The 17,783-nt window shown below is 66.9% G+C and carries 15 protein-coding genes; 7 read left to right on the top strand and 8 right to left on the bottom strand.

Annotated features, from left to right (window positions below; genetic code table 11):
• Nucleotides 1–77: 77 nt before the first annotated feature.
• Nucleotides 78–1,106, top strand: coding sequence for a YeiH family protein (locus AC2IR1_RS03140; RefSeq protein WP_486474825.1), 1,029 nt, complete (start codon nucleotides 78–80; stop codon nucleotides 1,104–1,106).
• An 88-nt stretch (nucleotides 1,107–1,194) separates the two neighbouring features.
• Here the strand turns inward: AC2IR1_RS03140 and AC2IR1_RS03135 are convergent, their stop codons facing one another.
• Nucleotides 1,195–2,142 (bottom strand): class 1 fructose-bisphosphatase, encoded by a 948-nt coding sequence (locus tag AC2IR1_RS03135; protein WP_486476365.1) that lies wholly within the window; start codon nucleotides 2,140–2,142, stop codon nucleotides 1,195–1,197.
• A gap of 324 nt (nucleotides 2,143–2,466) precedes the next feature.
• The gene (locus AC2IR1_RS03130) at nucleotides 2,467–3,687 is read right to left on the bottom strand and encodes an acyl-CoA dehydrogenase family protein (RefSeq protein WP_486474824.1); all 1,221 of its coding nucleotides are present in this window, start codon (nucleotides 3,685–3,687) and stop codon (nucleotides 2,467–2,469) included.
• A 166-nt stretch (nucleotides 3,688–3,853) separates the two neighbouring features.
• Between AC2IR1_RS03130 and AC2IR1_RS03125 the strand changes: the two genes are divergently transcribed.
• From AC2IR1_RS03125 to AC2IR1_RS03110, 4 genes are all read left to right on the top strand, one after another.
• The gene (locus AC2IR1_RS03125) at nucleotides 3,854–5,401 is read left to right on the top strand and encodes a class I adenylate-forming enzyme family protein (RefSeq protein WP_486474823.1); all 1,548 of its coding nucleotides are present in this window, start codon (nucleotides 3,854–3,856) and stop codon (nucleotides 5,399–5,401) included.
• Nucleotides 5,402–6,196 carry an SDR family NAD(P)-dependent oxidoreductase gene (locus AC2IR1_RS03120; RefSeq protein ID WP_486474822.1) on the top strand — a complete coding sequence of 265 codons (795 nt, stop codon included), beginning with the start codon at nucleotides 5,402–5,404 and terminating at the stop codon, nucleotides 6,194–6,196.
• Nucleotides 6,197–6,203: 7 nt separating this feature from the next.
• Nucleotides 6,204–7,877 carry a long-chain-fatty-acid--CoA ligase gene (locus AC2IR1_RS03115; RefSeq protein ID WP_486474821.1) on the top strand — a complete coding sequence of 558 codons (1,674 nt, stop codon included), beginning with the start codon at nucleotides 6,204–6,206 and terminating at the stop codon, nucleotides 7,875–7,877.
• 77 nt (nucleotides 7,878–7,954) lie between these two features.
• On the top strand, nucleotides 7,955–8,773 hold the full coding sequence (locus tag AC2IR1_RS03110) for an IclR family transcriptional regulator (protein WP_486474820.1): 819 nt from the start codon (nucleotides 7,955–7,957) through the stop codon (nucleotides 8,771–8,773).
• Nucleotides 8,774–8,898: 125 nt separating this feature from the next.
• Here AC2IR1_RS03110 and AC2IR1_RS03105 read toward each other — a convergent pair whose 3' ends face one another.
• The gene (locus tag AC2IR1_RS03105; RefSeq protein ID WP_486474819.1) at nucleotides 8,899–9,867 is read right to left on the bottom strand and encodes an NADPH:quinone oxidoreductase family protein; all 969 of its coding nucleotides are present in this window, start codon (nucleotides 9,865–9,867) and stop codon (nucleotides 8,899–8,901) included.
• A 289-nt stretch (nucleotides 9,868–10,156) separates the two neighbouring features.
• On the opposite strand from AC2IR1_RS03105, the gene AC2IR1_RS03100 reads away from it, so the two are divergent.
• Complete coding sequence (locus AC2IR1_RS03100) at nucleotides 10,157–11,797, top strand: long-chain fatty acid--CoA ligase (protein ID WP_486474818.1); 1,641 nt, start codon at nucleotides 10,157–10,159, stop codon at nucleotides 11,795–11,797.
• Nucleotides 11,798–12,061: 264 nt separating this feature from the next.
• A complete protein-coding gene (locus tag AC2IR1_RS03095; protein WP_486474817.1) occupies nucleotides 12,062–12,385 on the top strand; it encodes a DMT family transporter in 324 nt (107 codons plus the stop codon).
• Nucleotides 12,386–12,698: 313 nt separating this feature from the next.
• Here AC2IR1_RS03095 and AC2IR1_RS03090 read toward each other — a convergent pair whose 3' ends face one another.
• The 5 genes from AC2IR1_RS03090 to AC2IR1_RS03070 all read right to left on the bottom strand — a co-directional run bounded on the left by AC2IR1_RS03090 (nucleotide 12,699) and on the right by AC2IR1_RS03070 (nucleotide 17,696).
• Complete coding sequence (locus AC2IR1_RS03090) at nucleotides 12,699–13,421, bottom strand: ABC transporter ATP-binding protein (protein ID WP_486474816.1); 723 nt, start codon at nucleotides 13,419–13,421, stop codon at nucleotides 12,699–12,701.
• Complete coding sequence (locus AC2IR1_RS03085; protein WP_486474815.1) at nucleotides 13,418–14,185, bottom strand: ABC transporter ATP-binding protein; 768 nt, start codon at nucleotides 14,183–14,185, stop codon at nucleotides 13,418–13,420. The genes AC2IR1_RS03090 and AC2IR1_RS03085 overlap by 4 nt, the downstream gene beginning before the upstream one ends.
• The gene (locus tag AC2IR1_RS03080; RefSeq protein ID WP_486474814.1) at nucleotides 14,182–15,441 is read right to left on the bottom strand and encodes a branched-chain amino acid ABC transporter permease; all 1,260 of its coding nucleotides are present in this window, start codon (nucleotides 15,439–15,441) and stop codon (nucleotides 14,182–14,184) included. Before AC2IR1_RS03080 ends, AC2IR1_RS03085 begins: the two co-directional genes overlap by 4 nt.
• Nucleotides 15,438–16,370, bottom strand: a complete 933-nt coding sequence (locus tag AC2IR1_RS03075; protein WP_486474813.1) for a branched-chain amino acid ABC transporter permease — start codon at nucleotides 16,368–16,370, stop codon at nucleotides 15,438–15,440. Before AC2IR1_RS03075 ends, AC2IR1_RS03080 begins: the two co-directional genes overlap by 4 nt.
• Nucleotides 16,371–16,457: 87 nt before the next feature.
• Nucleotides 16,458–17,696: a branched-chain amino acid ABC transporter substrate-binding protein gene (locus AC2IR1_RS03070; protein ID WP_486474812.1), complete on the bottom strand. Its 1,239-nt coding sequence runs from the start codon at nucleotides 17,694–17,696 to the stop codon at nucleotides 16,458–16,460.
• Nucleotides 17,697–17,783: the final 87 nt, after the last annotated feature.

Raw genomic sequence — 17,783 nt, 5'->3', positions numbered from 1 at the left:
TTCGAACGTTTCGACAATTATTATCCGTTGGACCGATGGATCAACCCCGGGCGATACCGGGGGCGAAAGGAACTCCCATGCCCTTCCCCATCTCCTCCGCCACGGGCGCGGCCCGCCTGCCCCGCCTCCATCCCGTCCTGCCCGGGCTTGGCCTCTGCGCCGGCATCGCGCTTGTGGCCATCGGCCTGCAACGCGCCCTCGGCATCACCGCGCTCTCTCCGCTGATCCTCGCCATGCTGCTGGGCATGACCCTGCGCAACCTCGTGCCGCTGCCCGCCCATCACATCGCCCCGGGCGCGGGTTTCTGCATCCGCCGCCTGCTCCGCCTCGCCGTGATCCTGCTGGGGGCCCAGCTCACCTTCGCCCAGGTCGCCTCCCTGGGCTGGCAGGGCATCGTGACGGTCACCGCCTGCCTCGCCCTCACCTTCCTCTTCACCCTCTGGATGGGGCGCCGCCTCGGCATCGAACCGCAACTGGCGCAACTCATCGCCGCCGGCACCTCGGTCTGCGGCGCCTCCGCCGTCATCGCCACCAACACCGTCACCCGCGGCAGCGACGAGGACGTGGCCTATGCCATCGCCTGCGTCACCGTCTTCGGCTCGCTCTCGATGATCAGCTATCCCGTGGTGCTGCACCTGACCCACATGGCGCCCCAGGCCTATGGCCTGTGGTCCGGCGCCACGATCCACGAGGTGGCACAGGTCATGGGCACCGCCTTCCAGGGCGGCGATGCGGCGGGCCAGACCGGCGCCATCGCCAAACTCGGCCGGGTGATCCTGCTGGCACCGCTGATCCTGACGCTGGGCGCCGCCACGGCCAGGGCCACGGCAAGGTCCAAACCCTCCACCGCCCGCGCGCCCATCCCCTGGTTCGTCATGGGCTTCCTGGCGCTGGTGCTGGTCAACACGCTCTGGCCGATCCCCGCCGCCCTGCTCCAGCCGGTGAAATTCGCCACCACGGCGCTGATGACCCTGGCGCTGGCCGCCATGGGGCTGGAAACCGACGTCCGCCGCCTGCGCGCCAAGGGGCTGAAACCCCTCGCCCTCGGCGCTGCCGCCTGGGTCTTCATCTCCGGCCTGGGCCTCCTGCTGACCCTGGCCCTCTAACGCGAAAGGGCGCCGCAAAAGCGACACACTCCCCCCATTCGATGGCTGAAAATACTCCCGCCGGAGGCATCGCCCCGCAGGGGCGAGCTCAGCCGTGCAACTCGGCGATCCGCGCGACCTCTTCCTTCGACCCGAAGACGAAGGGCCGCCGCTCATGCAGCGCCTCGGCCGTCAAATCCATGATCGGCGTCACCCCATCGGTGGCCAGCCCGCCCGCCTGCTCCACCAGGAAGGCCATCGGCGCCACCTCGTAGACCATGCGCAACCGGCCGTTCTCGTACTTGGGCCGTCCGTCGGAGGGGTAGAGGAACGTGCCCCCCCGGGTCAGGATCCGGTGCGTCTCCGCCACCAGCGACCCCACCCAGCGGAAGTTCATGTCCTTCCCCTTGGTCCCGGTCTTGCCCGCCTCGTTCTCCTCGACATAGGCCAGCACCGGCGCGGTCCAGTGGCGCCGGTTGGAGGAATTGATCGAGAACTCCGTCGCCGCTTCCGGCAGGCTCATCTTCGCCTCGGCCAGGGCAAAGGCCCCGGTCTCCGGATCCAGCACGTAAAGCTGGGTGCCATCGCCGAAGGTCACGGCCAGCAGGGTCTGGGGACCATAGGCGATGTAACCCGCCGCCACCTGCTCCGACGCGGGCCGCAGGAAGCTCTCGTTGGCGCCGGAGGCCGCCTCGAAGACGGAAAAGATCGTGCCGATGGTGACATTGACGTCGATGTTGGAAGACCCGTCCAGCGGATCCGCCGCCACGGCATACTTGCCGCCGGGCACGAGGCTCAGCACCTCTTCCTGCTCTTCCGAGGCGTAGTAGGCCACGCCCGCGCCCTTCAGCGCCGCCTCGAACATCTCGTCCGCCAGCACGTCCAGCGCCTTCTGCTGGTCGCCGTCGCTGTTCTCGCCCACCCCGGCGCCCAGGCTCTGGCCCAGCGGGCCACGGGCGATGATGCGGGACACGGCCGCGCCGGTGCTGCACAGCGCCTCGATCACGGGAGCCAGGTCGGCGGGAATGAGCTTGGTATCAATGGAAGGCATGGAAATCTCCTCGGGCTTCGAAGGCGTTATTCCACATCGCCGCCCGCGGCAAAACGGCTTTTCCGCCTCCCGCGCGGATGAGAACGCTAACGCCCACCCGTCAGGACCCGGGGCCCCCGACACGCCCATACTGCGGGCAGAGGTGGGGGTAGGGGTGGGGGCAGCGCCTTTCAGGCCGCCGGAGAACCCGCAGGCTGCGCGCCACACGCCTCTTGCGAGCGTCCGCCGCCCCCCGGGCACCGTCCCGCTCTTTCATCGGGCGGGAAATACTCCGGGGGTGAGCGAAGCGAGGGGGGCAGCGCCCCCCTCCCCTCAAGCGCCCCCCTCCCCTCAGTTCCGGTACTGTTTCAGTTCCATCTTGGCGATGGCCTCGCGGTGCACCTCGTCGGGGCCATCGACCAGCCGCATGGTGCGGGCATTGGCAAAGGCCGCAGCCAGGAAGGTGTCCTGGCAGACACCCTGGGCGCCGTGCACCTGGATCGCCCGGTCCACCACCCGCTGCACCATGTTGGCGCCCACGACCTTGATCATGGCGATCTCCTTGCGGGCCGCCTTGTTGCCCACCGTGTCCATCATGTGGGCCGCGTGCATGGTCAGCAGCCGCGCCTGCTCGATCTCGCAGCGGCTTTCCGCGATCCAGTGCTTCGTCACCCCCATGTCGGCGATGGAGGTGCCGAAGGCCTGCCGCGCCAACCCCTTCTCGCACATGGACTGCAACGCCCGCTCCGCCTGCCCGATGGAGCGCATGCAGTGATGGATGCGCCCCGGTCCCAGCCGCCCCTGGGCGATCTCGAATCCGCGGCCCTCGCCCAGCAGCATGTTCGACGCCGGCACCCGCACGTTGTCATAGACGATCTCCGCATGGCCGTGCGGCGCGTGATCGTAGCCGATCACGTGCAGCGGCCGCACCACCGTCACGCCGGGCGTGTCCAGCGGCACCAGGATCATGCTCTGCTGGCGGTGCTTCTCCGCCGCCGGATCCGTCTTGCCCATGACGATGGCGATCTTGCAGCGCGGATCCATCCCGCCCGAAGACCACCATTTCCGGCCGTTCACCACGTATTCATCCCCCTCCCGGCGGATCTCCGTGCGGATGTTCGTGGCATCAGACGACGCCACCTCCGGCTCCGTCATGGAAAAGCACGAGCGGATCTCCCCCGCCATCAGCGGCTTCAGCCAGGCCTCCCGCTGGGCATCGTCGCCATACATGAAGATCGTCTCCATGTTGCCGGTATCGGGGGCCGAGCAGTTGAAGGGTTCCGACCCAATCGAGGACCGGCCCATCAGCTCGCACATCGTGGCATATTCCACGTTGGTCAGGCCCATGCCCTCGTAGCCCGGCTTCGAATGCGGCAGGAACAGGTTCCACAGGCCCGCCTCGCGCGCCTTCGCCTTCAGCTCCTCCATCACCGGCACCGGGGCCCAGCGCGCGCCCTCGGCCACCTGGGCCGCATAGACCTCCTCCGCCGGGAAGACATGGTCATCCATGAAGGCGATGAGCCGCTCGCGCAGCTCCTTCGCCCGATCGGAAATCGGGAAATGATCGTACATAGGGGTCTCCTCCACTCCTGCCTCCTTGATGCCCGCCCCCGAAGGCGCCGTCAACATTGCGGAATACTTTTCCGACCTGCGGGATATTGACGCGCAGCCGGCCGCCATGGCAGGCTGCCCGGACAGAGTAGACCTCTGAGGAGACTTCTGGGGAGGAGGATCCACCATGACTGGTGATCAGGTCCGGCTGCGTGCACCGCAGCTGCCGGACGAGGCGTTCATGTCCTTCGCATGCGCGCTGTCTAGGACTGCCGCGCGACGGGGCGATGCCCCCGCGGTGACGGATGAAACAGGCACGCTCGACTGGGCCGCCTTCGCGGCGCTGGCCGCCCGCATCGCGGGGCAGCTGGCCGCAAGGGGCATCGGCCCCGGAAGCTGCGTCATGTCCCTGTCGGAAAACTCGGCCGCCCACCTCGCGCTCTATGCCGGGGTGATCTGGTCCGGCGCCTGCATGGTGCCGCTGCCCTTCTCCGCCTCGGACGAAGCGCTGGCGAAGATGGCCGCCGATTGCGCGGCGCCGCTGCTCTTCACCTCGGCCAGCCAGGCCCCCCGCGCCCCGGCGCTGGGCGTCGAAACCGTGGCGCTCGAAGGGATCGAGGCATGGGCCACCGGCCCGGCCATCGCCCCGGTGCCCGTCGGGCCAGACGACCTCTTCGACATCATCTATTCCTCCGGCACCACCGGCACGCCGAAGGGGATCCAGCACGATCACCGCTTCCGCTCCCGCCAGTTCGGGCGTTTCACGGTCTTCGGACTGGATGAAACCGCGGTGCAGGTCATGTCGACGCCGCTCTATTCCAACACGACCCTGGTCGCCGTGCTCTCCGGCCTCGTGGGCGGCGGGCAGATCGTCTCGATGCGGAAGTTCGACACCCTGGGCTTCCTGGACCTCGCCCAGCGCCACCGCGCCACCCATGCCATGCTGGTGCCCGTCCAGTACATGCGCCTGATGAAGGAAGACCGCTTCGGCGACTTCGATCTCTCGGCCTTCCAGTGCAAGTTCTCCACCTCCGCGCCGCTGCCCGGGGTGCTGATCGAAAAGGTGATGACCCGCTGGCCCGGCAATCTGGTGGAATTCTACGGCATGACCGAGGGCGGCGTGACCACCGTACTCGACTGCGCGGCCAATCCGACCAAGTGGGACACTGCCGGCCTCGTGCCCGAGGGCAACGAGGTGAAGATCATCGACGACGAGGGGCGCGAACTGCCCCCCGGCGCCTTCGGTGAAATCGTCGGCCGCTCCGGCTCCATGACGCCGGGCTACCTGAACCTGCCCGACAAGACCACCGAACTGATCTGGCGCGACGCCGAAGGCCGCGACTTCATCCGCACCGGCGACATGGGCCGCCTGGACGAGGACGGCTTCCTGCACCTGATGGACCGCCGCAAGGACATGATCATCACCGGCGGCTTCAACGTCTATGCCGCCGACCTGGAACAGGTGCTGCGCCACCACCCGGCGGTGGCCGACGTCGCCGTCATCGCCGTGCCGTCCGAGGACTGGGGCGAAACGCCCCTCGCCCTCGTCGTGCCTCAGGGCGATCCCGACCCGGAGGAGATCCGCACCTGGGCCAACGCCCGCCTGGGCAAGCTGCAACGCATTTCCGAGGTGGAGTTCAGAGACCACCTCCCCCGCTCCGAGATCGGCAAGATCCTGAAGCGCGAACTGCGCGTCCCCTACTGGGACGCCGTCAAGACGGCCGAGGAGGTCTGAATGCCCGCCATCACCCGTTTCGAAGGAAAATACGCGATCGTCACCGGCGCCGCCTCCGGCATCGGCCGGGCCACCGCCGCGCGGCTGGCGGCAGAGGGCGCCCGCGTCCTGCTGCTCGACCGCAATGCCGACGCGCTGGCCGGTGCCCTGCCCCCCGATCACGGCCAGGGCGAACATCTGACCCGCGCCTGCGATGTCGCGGACGAGGCCCAGGTGGCCGAGGCCGTGGCCTACGCCCAGGCCCACTTCGGCCGCATCGACGCGCTGGCCAACAACGCCGGCGTGATCTGCGACCGCTCGCCCATCACCGATACCGACAAGGCGACCTGGGAACGCACGCTGGGCGTCAACCTGATCGGCGCGGCCATGATGCTGAAGCACGTGGGCAGGATCATGGTGGACCAGCGCTCCGGCGCGGTGGTCAACACCGCCTCCGTCGCGGGGATCCGCTCCGGCGCGGGGGGCAATGCCTATTCCGCCTCCAAGGCCGGAGTGATTTCCCTCACCATGACCGCCGCCTGCGACCTCGGCCAGTACGGGGTGCGCGTCAACGCCGTCTGCCCCGGCCTGATCGAAACCGGCATGACCGCGCCCGTCTTCGACTACGCCCGCTCGGCCGGGAAGGAGGAAAAGCTCGGCTCCCGCGCCGAACTGCGCCGCTATGGCCAGCCGGAGGAGATCGCGGCCGCGATCGCCTTCCTCGCCTCCGACGACGCCTCCTTCGTCACCGGCCAGGCGCTGCCGGTGGATGGCGGCAATACCGCCTCGCTCAACCTGCCGGGCATGAAGGTGTGAGGAAGGCATGACCGATCTGCATCACCCCCACTGGCCCCCGGACCTGCCGATGGACTTCGCCCTGCCCCGCGCCTCGGTCGCGCTCAACCTCGAACGCTCCGCCGCGCGCGTGCCCGATCAGGTCGCGATCCGCTACCACGGCCACACCCTGACCTATGCCCAGCTGAACGACGCCGTCCGCGCCCTGGCCGGCTGGCTGCAGGCCCATGGCGTGACCAGGGGCGACCGCGTCCTGCTCTACATGCAGAACGCCCCGCAATACGTCATCGCCTACTATGCCATCCTGCGCGCCGATGCCGCCGTCATCCCGGTCAACCCGATGAACCGGCAGGCCGAACTGGAACACCTCACCCACGACACCGGCGCCCGCGTGGCGATCTGCGGCACCGAACTGCTGCCCTTCATCCAACCCCTGCTGGAGGCAGGCCGGATCGACCACCTGCTGGCCGCGGCCTATGCCGACATGACCGATCCCGGCCATGACATCCCCCTGCATCCCAGCCTGCAGGGGCAAAGCGATGCAGACATCACAGGCGCCACGCCCTTCCGCACGGCCCTCGCCGCGGGCCACGCGCCCGGCCCCGTCACCGCCGGGGCGGATGACATCGCCGTCATCCCCTATTCCTCCGGCACCACGGGCCACCCCAAGGGCTGCGTCCACACCCATGCCTCGGTCCAGGCCACGATCCACGGCGGCGCCGCCTGGAACCCGTCCGAGGAAGAGGACGAGGTCCACCTGACCACCCTGCCCCTCTTCCACGTGACGGGCATGCAGAACGGCATGTCGATCCCGATCCTGCAGGGGCAGGAAATCGTCCTGCTCTCCCGCTGGGACCGCGAAGCCGCCTGCACCCTGATCGCGCGCCACCGCGTGACCCGCTGGCGCTCCATCGCCACCATGGCCATCGACATGCTGCAGATGCCCGACATCGAAACCCGGGACCTGTCGTCCCTGCGCGGCATCGGTGGCGGCGGCGCCGCCATGCCCGAAGCGGTGGCGGCCCGGCTGCACGCCCTGACCGGCCTCGACTACATCGAAGGTTACGGCCTGTCGGAAACCATGGCCGGCACCCACATCAACCCGACCCACCGGCCCAAGCGGCAATGCCTTGGCATCCCCGTCATGGGCGTCGAAAGCCATGTCATCGACCCCGAAACCCTGCGCGTGCTTGGCCCGGGCGAAACCGGCGAAATCGTCACCCGCGCGCCCCAGGTCTTCCAGGGCTACTGGAACCGCCCCGAGGAAACGGCAGCCGCCTTCGTGCAGATCGACGGCAAGCGCTTCTTCCGCACCGGCGACCTCGGCTACCACGACGACGAGGGCTATTTCTTCATGGTCGACCGGGTGAAACGGATGATCAACGCCTCCGGCTTCAAGGTCTGGCCGGCCGAGGTGGAGGCGCTGATGCATGCCCACCCCGACCTGTCGGAGGTCTGCATCATCGGCGCCCCCGATCCCCGCCGCGGCGAAACGGTGAAGGCCATCGCGGTGCCCCGCACCGGCGCCGCCGACCTTTCCGAAGCCCGGGTGATCGACTGGTGCCGCGACCATATGGCAGCCTACAAGTGCCCGAAATCCGTGGCCTTCGTGGCGAGCCTGCCCAAGTCGGCCTCCGGCAAGGTGCTCTGGCGGGAGCTGTCGGAAAAAGAGGCGGCCGGGACAGCCGCCGGGGCCACCTAGGCCAAGGCCGGGCCGGGCATCTTGACCCCCCGCCCGGCGCTCTGTAGCTGCGTCAGGACGCATCGGGGATAAGAGTTATGCGCAAGAGGGTAAGCGACACGATCACGGAGACGGACAAGGGCGAAAGCGATCGCCAGTTCGTCACGGCCCTGTACCGGGGCCTGGAAATCCTGAAGGCCTTCCGGCCTGCGGACAAGGCCGGCCTGGGCAATTCGGAACTGGCGGAACGCACGGGTCTGCCCAATTCCACCGTGTCCCGGCTCACCTTCACCCTGCTGAAATCGGGCTACCTGGTCTATGACGAGGGCACGGGCCGCTACCGGATGGGCCTGCCGGTGCTCTCGCTGGGCTATGCCTGCCTTGCAGGCATGCAGGTGCGCGAAACGGCGCAGGTCTACATGCAGAAGCTGGCGGATGACTGCGGTGACGGCGTGCTGGTGGCGCTCGGCGGGCGCGACGACATGGCGGTGACCTATATCGCCGCCGCCCGCTCCGAAGGGGTGATCTCGCTGCAGCTCAACGTCGGCTCCCGCATCTCCCTGGCGCGTTCGGCCATGGGCCGCGCCTATATCGCCGGCACGTCAGAGGCGGAACGGGCAGAAATCCTCGACCGCATCCGCGACCGCTACGAGGGCGATAAGCTCTCCGAGGTGCTGCACGGCATCGAGGACGCGCAGGAGCAGATCGCCCGAAAGGGCTTCTACGCCAATTTCGGCGAATGGCAGCGCGACGTGCACGCGGTCTCGGTGCCCTACCGCTCGCCCCAGCCCGACACGCCGATGCTGGCCTTCAACCTGGGCGGCTATGCGTTTTCCCTGCCCAAGGACCGGCTGGAAAACGAGCTGGGCCCGAAGCTGGTGGAACTCTCCCGCATGGTCAGCCGGACGGGATATTGATCCGGGCCCTGCGCCGGGGCTGAGGCGGGCGGTGGATTGGCATCCACCATCCCCCACCAACCAAATCCACCACCCCACCAAACACCCGCACCCGAATTCCAGACTTCACCCCGCCCCGGCCCCCGTCACGGCACCAGCGCAATCTTCCCGACCGCCCCGCGCCCCAACACCCGGGCCAGCACGTCGGAGGCCTCCGCCAGCCGGTACCGTCCCTCGATCAGCGGCTTCACCCGGCCCGCAGCATACCAGTCCAGCAGTTCCTTCATGTTCTCCATGTAGGCGCCCGGCTCTGCCCGGGTCCAGTTGCCCCAGAAGACGCCGACCACGGCATATTCCTTCACCAGCGCCAGGTTCACCGGGAACTTCGGGATCTCCCCGCTGGCAAAGCCGATGACCAGCAGACGCCCGTTCCGCGCCATGAACCGCGTCGCCGCGTCGAAGGCCTGCCCGCCCACGCTGTCATAGACCACGTCCGCGCCATGGCCACCGGTCAGCCGCTTCACCTCCTCCTTCAGCCCCTCGTAGCCGATGGCATGGTCCGCGCCGTTGGCCAGCGCGATCTCCCGTTTCTCCCCGGTCGAACAGACGGCGATCACCTGCGCGCCCATCACCTTGCCGATCTGGATCGCCGCGATCCCCGTGGCGCCCGCCGCACCGAAGATCACCAGCCACTCCCCCGGCTTCAGCTCCGCCCGCTGCTTCAGCGCATGATGCGACGTGCCGAAGGCCACCAGCAGGGCACAGGCCTCCGCCGCGTCCATCCCCCGGGGCAGCGGCATGCAGCGCGCCGCCGGGCAGATCGCCTTCTCCGCGTAGCCCCCCGTCGACACCGCCGCCAGCACCCGGTCGCCCACGGCGATCCCCTCGACCCCGGCGCCCAGCGCCTCGACCGTGCCCGCGACCTCCATCCCAGGGGTGAAAGGCCGCTCCGGCTTCACCTGGTAGAGCCCCTGCACCAGCAGCCCGTCGGGGTAGTTCACCCCTGCGGCCTCGGTCCGGATCAGGAGCTCGCCCTCCCCCGGGGCCGGGTCCGCGACCTCTTCCCAGCTCAGGCTCTCCAACGGTCCGAATTCATGACAGACGATGGCTTTCACGTCGCGCCTCCCTTGCGTGTCCTCAACGTTTCCCGTGCGATTCGCACGACCCGGCAACGCCGGGCCTCCTCGCCCTCCACGCTATGCGAAACGCACCGATATACCATTGAAAACATTCACGAATGGGTGACTTTCCGCGCATCCGTCACGCCGCAGCGCAGCAATTCCCCCGCTTCTTCCGAGGGGCGGAATTTCACCCGGAAAATATTCCGCAGACGCAGCGTTCCCCCTTGGGCAAGCCCCCCGGCAGGGCTACATTTCACAGCACAGTTCTGGGAGGAGAACCGCCATGGAAGGCATGATGATGCACCGGCCGCTGCTGGTGTCGAACATTCTCGAATACGCGACGAACGCCCACCGCAAGGCCGGCATCACCTCGGTCCGGACCGAGGGCGACATCCACAGCTACACCTACCCGGAGGCCGGCGCCCGCATCGCGCAGCTGGCCCATGCCCTGCGCCGCCGCGGCGTGCAGATCGGCGACCGGGTGGCGACGCTGGCCTGGAACGGCTACCGCCATTTCGAGCTTTACTACGCCATCGGCGGCATCGGCGCGATCTGCCACACGATCAACCCCCGCCTCTCGGCCGAGCAGCTGATCTACATCGTCAACCACGCCGAGGACCGCATCCTCTTCCTCGACACCACCTTCGTGCCGATCATCGCCGCGGTGAAGGACCACCTGCCCGACGACCTGACCTATGTCATCATGACCGACCGGGCGCATATGCCCGACACCCCCTTCGACGCGCTCTGCTACGAAGAGCTGCTGGCGCCCGAAGATCCCGTCATCGACTGGCCCGAACTGGACGAGAACACCGCCTGCGGCCTGTGCTACACCTCCGGCACCACCGGCCACCCCAAGGGCGCGCTCTATTCCAACCGCTCCTCGGTGCTCCATGCCTTCACCCTCGTCGTCTCCCAGAAGCGCAGCTTCGAGGAGGGCAAGCCGATCCTGCCCGTCGTGCCGCTCTTCCATGTCAACGCCTGGGGCCTTCCTTACGTCGCGCCGATGATCGGCGCCTCGCTGGTCATGCCCGGCCATGCGCTCGACGGCCCGTCGATCTTCAAGCTGATGGACGACCAGAAGGTCTTCTCCGCCTGGGGCGTGCCCACCGTCTGGATGGGCCTCCTGGCCGAAATCCAGGCCCAGGGCCGCACGCCCGAGGGCTTCGGCGATGTCGTCATCGGCGGCTCCGCCGCGCCGAAATCCATGATCGAGGCGTTTGAGACCCGCGGCGTCAAGGTCGGCCATGCCTGGGGCATGACGGAAATGTCCCCCATCGGCACCCACGGCTGCCTGCCCGCCTGGATGGAGGAGCTCCCCTTCGACGAACGCATCGCCGCCAAGTCCAAGCAGGGCCGCCGCTGCTTCGGCGTCGACCTGAAGATCGTGGACGAGGAAGGCACCACCCTGCCCCAGGACGGCGAAGCGGTGGGCGAACTCTTCGTGCGCGGCAACGCCGTCGTCTCGGGCTACTTCCGCAATCCCGAAGCCAGTGCCGAGGCGCATGATGCCGACGGCTGGTTCGGCACCGGCGATGTCGCCTCGATCGACCCGGACGGGTTCCTGTCGATCCAGGACCGCGCCAAGGACCTGATCAAGTCGGGCGGCGAATGGATCTCCTCGATCGACCTCGAAAACGCGGCCACGGCGCATCCGGCCATCGCGCAATGCGCGGCCATCGGCGTGCCCCATCCCCGCTGGGACGAACGCCCGGTGCTGGTCGCCGTGGCCACGGGCGACGACCGCCCCACGGCAGAGGACCTGCATGCCTACCTGCAGGAACATTTCGCCAAGTGGCAGATGCCCGATGACATCATCTGGCTCGATGCCCTGCCGATGACGGCGACCGGCAAGGTGTCCAAGCTGAACCTGCGCAAGCAGCTGGCCGACTACCAGCACCCGGATCTGCGCGTCTCCGCCTGAGCCGCCCTGACGTCGCAGGCGGGAGCTCACCGCGAAGACCCTGCCAGAACATCACGGGCGCCCCTCGGGGCGCCCGCTGCCGTTCCACCACCCCGAAGGCGCGCATCTTCCCGGTTGCTCCCGCCTTCCCGGTTGGCCCCGTCTTCCCGGTTGCCCCCGCCTTCCCAGTTGATAAGGTCCCGCCGCGCGGGACGACCCGCGCCGTGCCTGAGTTTTCGGGCCCAATGTTTCGGGACGACCCGGCCCCTGAAAGGAGGTCAGGTCATGCCCTGGCTCTGTCTCGTCATCGCCGGTCTGCTGGAAATCGTCTGGGCCGGCTTCATGAAGAAATCCGCCGGCTTCACCCTGCTCGTGCCCAGCGTGATCACCCTCGTCGCCATGGCGGGCAGTTTCGTGCTGCTCTCCCTCGCCATGCGCAGCCTTCCGCTCGGCACGGCCTATACCGTCTGGACGGGCCTCGGCGCGCTCGGCGCTTTCCTGGTCGGGGTGCTCTGGATGGGAGAGGCGCTGACACCCATGCGCCTGCTCGCCGCGTTGCTGATCCTGTCGGGCCTCGTGCTGATGAAGCTTTCGGGCAGCGGGCACTGACCGGCCCCGGAGGGGCGGGATCGACCCGGGCGCGCGCTGCGTTAACCCGGGCCGATCCCTTCATGCCGCACCGCCGCGATACCGACGCAATACCGACGTTATACCGACGTGCCGATTTGCCCCCGAAACCCCTGTTAACCATGGGTTTCCCGGGTTGAGTCGCTGCACTGCAATACCGACGTTCGAAACGATGCCGTAGGGCGGGGTTAACCCCGCCTTCCGCCCCCGCCTCCCAAACGCCTCTCCAAACGCCCCCGACAACGCCCGCGAAGCCCCCCCCGGGGGGCCTGCCCACGCGCCCTCCACGCGGGTTTCACACCTCCAGCCACTCCCGCCGGATATCGTCCCGCGTGGCGAAATCGGCGGGCGTGCCGCCATAGACGATCTCGCCATGCCCCATGACATAGACATGGTCCGCGATCTTCAGCGCGATGGAAAGTTTCTGCTCTACCAACAGGATAGAGACACCGGCCTTCGCAATCTCGGCGATCATCTCGCCCACCTGCTGCACGATCAGCGGCGCCAGCCCCTCGGTCGGTTCGTCGATGATGATCAGCTCCGGATCGCCCATCAGCGTCCGGCACATGGTCAGCATCTGCTTCTCCCCGCCCGACAGGACCCCCGCCGGATTGTCCGCGCGGCGGGCCAGGTTGGGGAACATCTCCAGCATCTGTTCGATCGTCCACTTGCCGGGGTGGCGCATGTTCTTGATGCCCAGCATCAGGTTTTGCCGCACCGTCATCGTCGGGAAAATATCCCGACTTTCAGGGACATAGCCTATGCCAAGCCGGGCAATCCGGTGGTTCGGCAGCCCCGCGATCTCCCGCCCGCGGAACTTCACCGACCCGACGGGCGGCACCTCTCCCATGATCGCCTTGGCGGTGGTCGACCGCCCCACGCCGTTGCGGCCCAGCAGGGCGATGACCTGCCCCGGCAGGATCTCCATATCGACCCCGTGCAACACGTGGCTCTTGCCGTAATAGGCATGCAGATCAGTCAGTTGCAGCAGCGGCTCCACCGCGTGATCCAGGCTCATGCCACCCCCTCCAGAACATGGGCATCCTCGCCCAGGTAGGCTTCCCGCACCTTCTCGTCGCCGCGGATCTCCTGCGGCGTCCCCGTCGCGATGATCTCGCCATAGACCAGCACGCTGATCCGGTCGGCCATGCCAAAGACGACGCCCATGTCATGCTCCACGATCAGCAAGGTCTTGCCCCGCGTGGCTTTTTCGATCAGCGCCACGGCGCGGGCCGTCTCCGAATGGCTCATGCCCGCCGTCGGTTCGTCCAGCAGGATCACCTCCGCCCCGCCGGCGATGGTGATGGCAATCTCCAACGTCCGCTGATCGGCATAGGGCAGAGACGCCGCAGGCAGGTTGCCCTTGTCGATCAGCCCCACATCTTCCAGGATTTCCGCCGTCTTTTCCGATACTTCCTTCAGGTTGCCGATATTCCGCCAGAAGCTGTACCCATAGCCCATGGAATAGAGCACCCCGCAGCGGACGTTCTCCCGCACGGTCATGTTGGTGAAGATGTTGGACACCTGGAAGGACCGGCTCAGGCCCATCCGGTTGACCTCGAAGGGCTTCTTGCCGCTGATCACCTTCCCGTTCAGCTTCACCTCCCCCGAGGTCGGCATGAACCGCCCCGAGACCAGGTTGAACAGCGTCGACTTGCCCGCGCCATTGGGTCCGATGATCGCGTGCCGCTCCCCCTTCTCGATGGACAGGTTCACGCCCTGGATGATCTTCGCCGGGCCAAAGCTCTTGTGAAGGTCATTGATTTCAAGCGCATGGGTCATTTCGAAGCTCCTTTCGCGGCCCGACGGACCAGCCAGATGCCAGCCGCCAGCGGCAGCACGGCCAGCGCCCAGGTCAGCGGATTCTCGACGGTCAGCTGCAGGTCGAAGGGTTCGAACACCTCGCCGTAGCCATCCGACCAGCGGAAGGCGACCTCGACGATGGTGATGATCGACGCCGCGATCAGCGCCAGCCCCGCCAGCCGGGTCAGCCAGACCAGCCACAGCTCGCCCAGACGGCCCTTCCGGATGCTGTCGGCCGTGCCATAGACGATCCCCGCGATCCCGTCGGGCAGGAACATCACCACGCCCACGAACATCAGCCCCAGGTACAGCAGCCAGCCGGAGGTATAATCGCTCAGATTCGATCCCATGTAGGTCATCACCACCGCGCCCATGATCGGCCCGGTAAAATACCGGATGCCGCCCACGTAGGCCGCGATCAGGATCGCGCCCGAGGGGATCAGCGACAGGTTTTCCGGGGTGAAGATCTCATCCTGCACCGCCGACATGCCGCCCGCCAGCCCGGCGAAGGCGCCCGCGAAGATGAAGACGAGGTAGCGCACCCGCTGCGGATCGTAGCCCACGAACTGCACCCGCTCCGGGTTGTCGCGCGTGGCCTCGCTCAGCTTGCCAAGCGGCGTGCGGGTGAAGGCGTAAGTGCCCAGCACGCCGATGAAAGTCCAGAACGCGATGAACCAGTAAACCTGGTCGACAGGCCCCAGGGACAGGCCCAGGAACTCCGGCCCCGACATGCGGTCGCCGCTGATCCCCATCTCGCCGCCGAAGAGGCTGTCGAACATGAAACCCGCCGCCGCGACCAGCTCGGCCACGCCGAGGGAGATCATGGCGAAGGGCGTGCCCGAGCGTCGGCAGGACGGCCAGCCGATCACGGCGCCCGCCAGCGCCCCCGCGCCGAAGCCGAAAGCGGGCAGCGAGAAGACCGGCACATGGGCCCAGAGGCCCGCGCCCTCGCCGATCCAGTTCATCACGTGGACGGAGAAGTAGCCGCCCAGCCCCATGTAGACCGCATGGCCAAAGCTCAGCAGGCCCGCGCGCCCCAGCAGCATGTTGAAGCTCAGCGCGAAGACGATGGTGATCCCCATGTGGTTCAGCAGTGTCACGGTGGACCGGGACGGCCCCAGCAGCGGGATCACCAGCAACAGGACCCCGAAGAGGATCAGCGGCACGGTGCGTTGCCGGAACTTCTCTGCGCGGGTGGGTTCCAGCGCGGTGTAAGGTGCTGTCATGTCAGTCATACTTCACGTTCCCCCATCAGGCCGCGGGGCCGGATCATCAGGATCAGCACCAGCAGAAGGAAGGGCAGCATCGGCGCCAGCGAGGCGATGGTGATCTCGCCCACCTCGGTATGGGGCCCAAGCCCGATGAACCCGAAGATATCCGCCAGCGACAGGTTGATGGAAATGGCCGAGGTCTGCAGCAGCCCGATCAGCATGGCCGCCAGGAAGGCGCCCTCCAGGCTGCCCAGCCCCCCCACGACGACCACGACAAAGACGATGGGCCCCATCTGGACGGCCATGGCGGGATCGGTGACGAAGTAGTTGCCGCCGATGACGCCCGCCAGGCCCGCCAGGGCACAGCCCACGCCGAAAACGGTCATGAAGATCAGCGGCACGTTATGGCCCAGGCTGCCCACCATGTTGGGATGGGTCAGCGCCGCCTGGATGATCAGCCCCGCGCGGGTCCTTTTCAGCAGGTACCAAAGGGCTACCAGCATGAAAGCCGCCACGAAGAGGATAAAGATCCGGTAGGCCGGGTACTGCGCCCCGTAGAGGGTGAAGAGCGGGAAATCCAGAAGCTCCGGCACGCGGTAGTTCACCGCCGTACGCCCCCAGAAGATCTTCACAACCTCATCTATGAGATAAGCAAGGCCGAAGGTGAACAGAAGCTCCGCCACATGGCCCTGCGCATGAACCCTCCTGAGCCCGTAACGCTCCACCACCATGCCGATCGCTCCCACGAGGATCGGCGCGATGAAGAGCGCGACCCAGAAGGAGGTGCCCTCGGTGATGGTGAAGGCCAGGTAGGCACCCAGCATGTAAAAGCTCGCATGGGCAAAGTTCAGCACGCCCATCATCGAGAAGATCAGCGTCAGCCCGCTGGACAGCATGAAGAGCAGAAGCCCGAAGATCACGCCGTTGAGCAGCGCGAAGACCAAGGTTTCCATTTTGAATACCCGAAGTTGCCCCCTCCGGCGGAAGGGTGGATGCCACGGGAACAGGCCCGCGGCATCGCTGTTGCGGTCAGGCCAGATTTATTCGGGCCGCTCCATCTTGCAGGTGGTCGGCTCCTCCGCCGACGCGGCGGAGATCTCTCCGCCATCCACCAGCCGCCAGCCGAGGTCCGTGTTGTCGACGGTATATTTCACGTCGTGGGACACCGTGGTGACATAGAGGGGCTGCTGCAACTGGTGGTCCGAGGCGCGCATCGTTACCTCGCCGTAGCCACCGTCGATCGACAGGCCCTCCAGCGCATAGGCCACGTCGATGGGATCGACGCTGCCAGCCTTTTCCGCGGCCGCCTTGAACATGTCCATCGCGACGTAGGCCCGGTGGTAGTAGTAGTCGTAGTCGGGGAACCGCTCCTTGTACTCCTCCACCAGCGCATCCTGTTCAGCAGAGACGCCGGGCTTGTTCGCGGCCAGTTCGGACACCTGGTAGAGCGTGTCCACGGCCCCTTCGCCAAGCGCGGCCACGGCCCCGCTCGATCCGCCATAGAAAGTAAGGTATGGAATTTTCTGCCCGGCGTCGGCGGCGGCCTTCACCAGCAGCGTCATGTCCTGACCCCAGTTTCCGGTGATCACCGCATCCGCGCCGGAGCTGATGATCTTCTGCACGTAGGGGGTGAAATCCTTCACCTTGGCCAGCGGGTGCAGCTCGTTCCCGACGATCTCGATATCGGGGCGTTTCTCACCCAGCTGCTTCTCGGCTGCAGCCGCGACCGCTTCGCCAAAGACGTAGTCCTGGCCGATCAGGTAGACCTTCTTGATCTCCGGATGCGAGGCGACCCAGTCGGTGATGCCGTTCATCTTCATGTCGACATGGGCGTCGAAACGGAAATGCCAGAAGCTGCAGGCCTCGTTGGTGAAGGCCGGCGTAACCGCAGCATAGTTGAAGAAAAGAACCTCTTCTCCGGGATTCCGCTGGTTGTGCTTGTTCACCGCGTCGATGATCGCCGAGGCCACGGAAGATCCGTTGCCCTGGAAGATGTAGCGCGCGCCCTGGTCGATCGCCTTCTGCAACTGCACCAGCGATTCCTTGGGGCTGATCTTGTTGTCCAGACCGATCACCTCGATCTGATCGCCGTTCACACCACCCTCCGCATTGATGTGTTCAGCAGCCAGAAGGAAGCTCTGGTAGCCCGGTTCGCCCGAAGACGCCATCGCCCCGGACAGCGGATCGATGAAGGCCATCTTGATCGTATCCGCCTGCGCGGCAGTGATGGCGCACAGGGACACGGCAGCCGCAAGCGCGGCTTTCACGGTCGATTTCATAATGTACTCCTCCCTAGATGGAAAACAGGGTATGCATCCCCCGTTGCCCTGCCAAGATCAAAAGCATCCGGTCCCGGGTTGTCAAGC

It is taken from the genome of Pseudooceanicola sp. NS-SX8, assembly GCF_057380755.1.
Note: the sequence above shows the minus strand (reverse complement) of the source record. Positions and strands in the feature narration are given on the sequence as shown.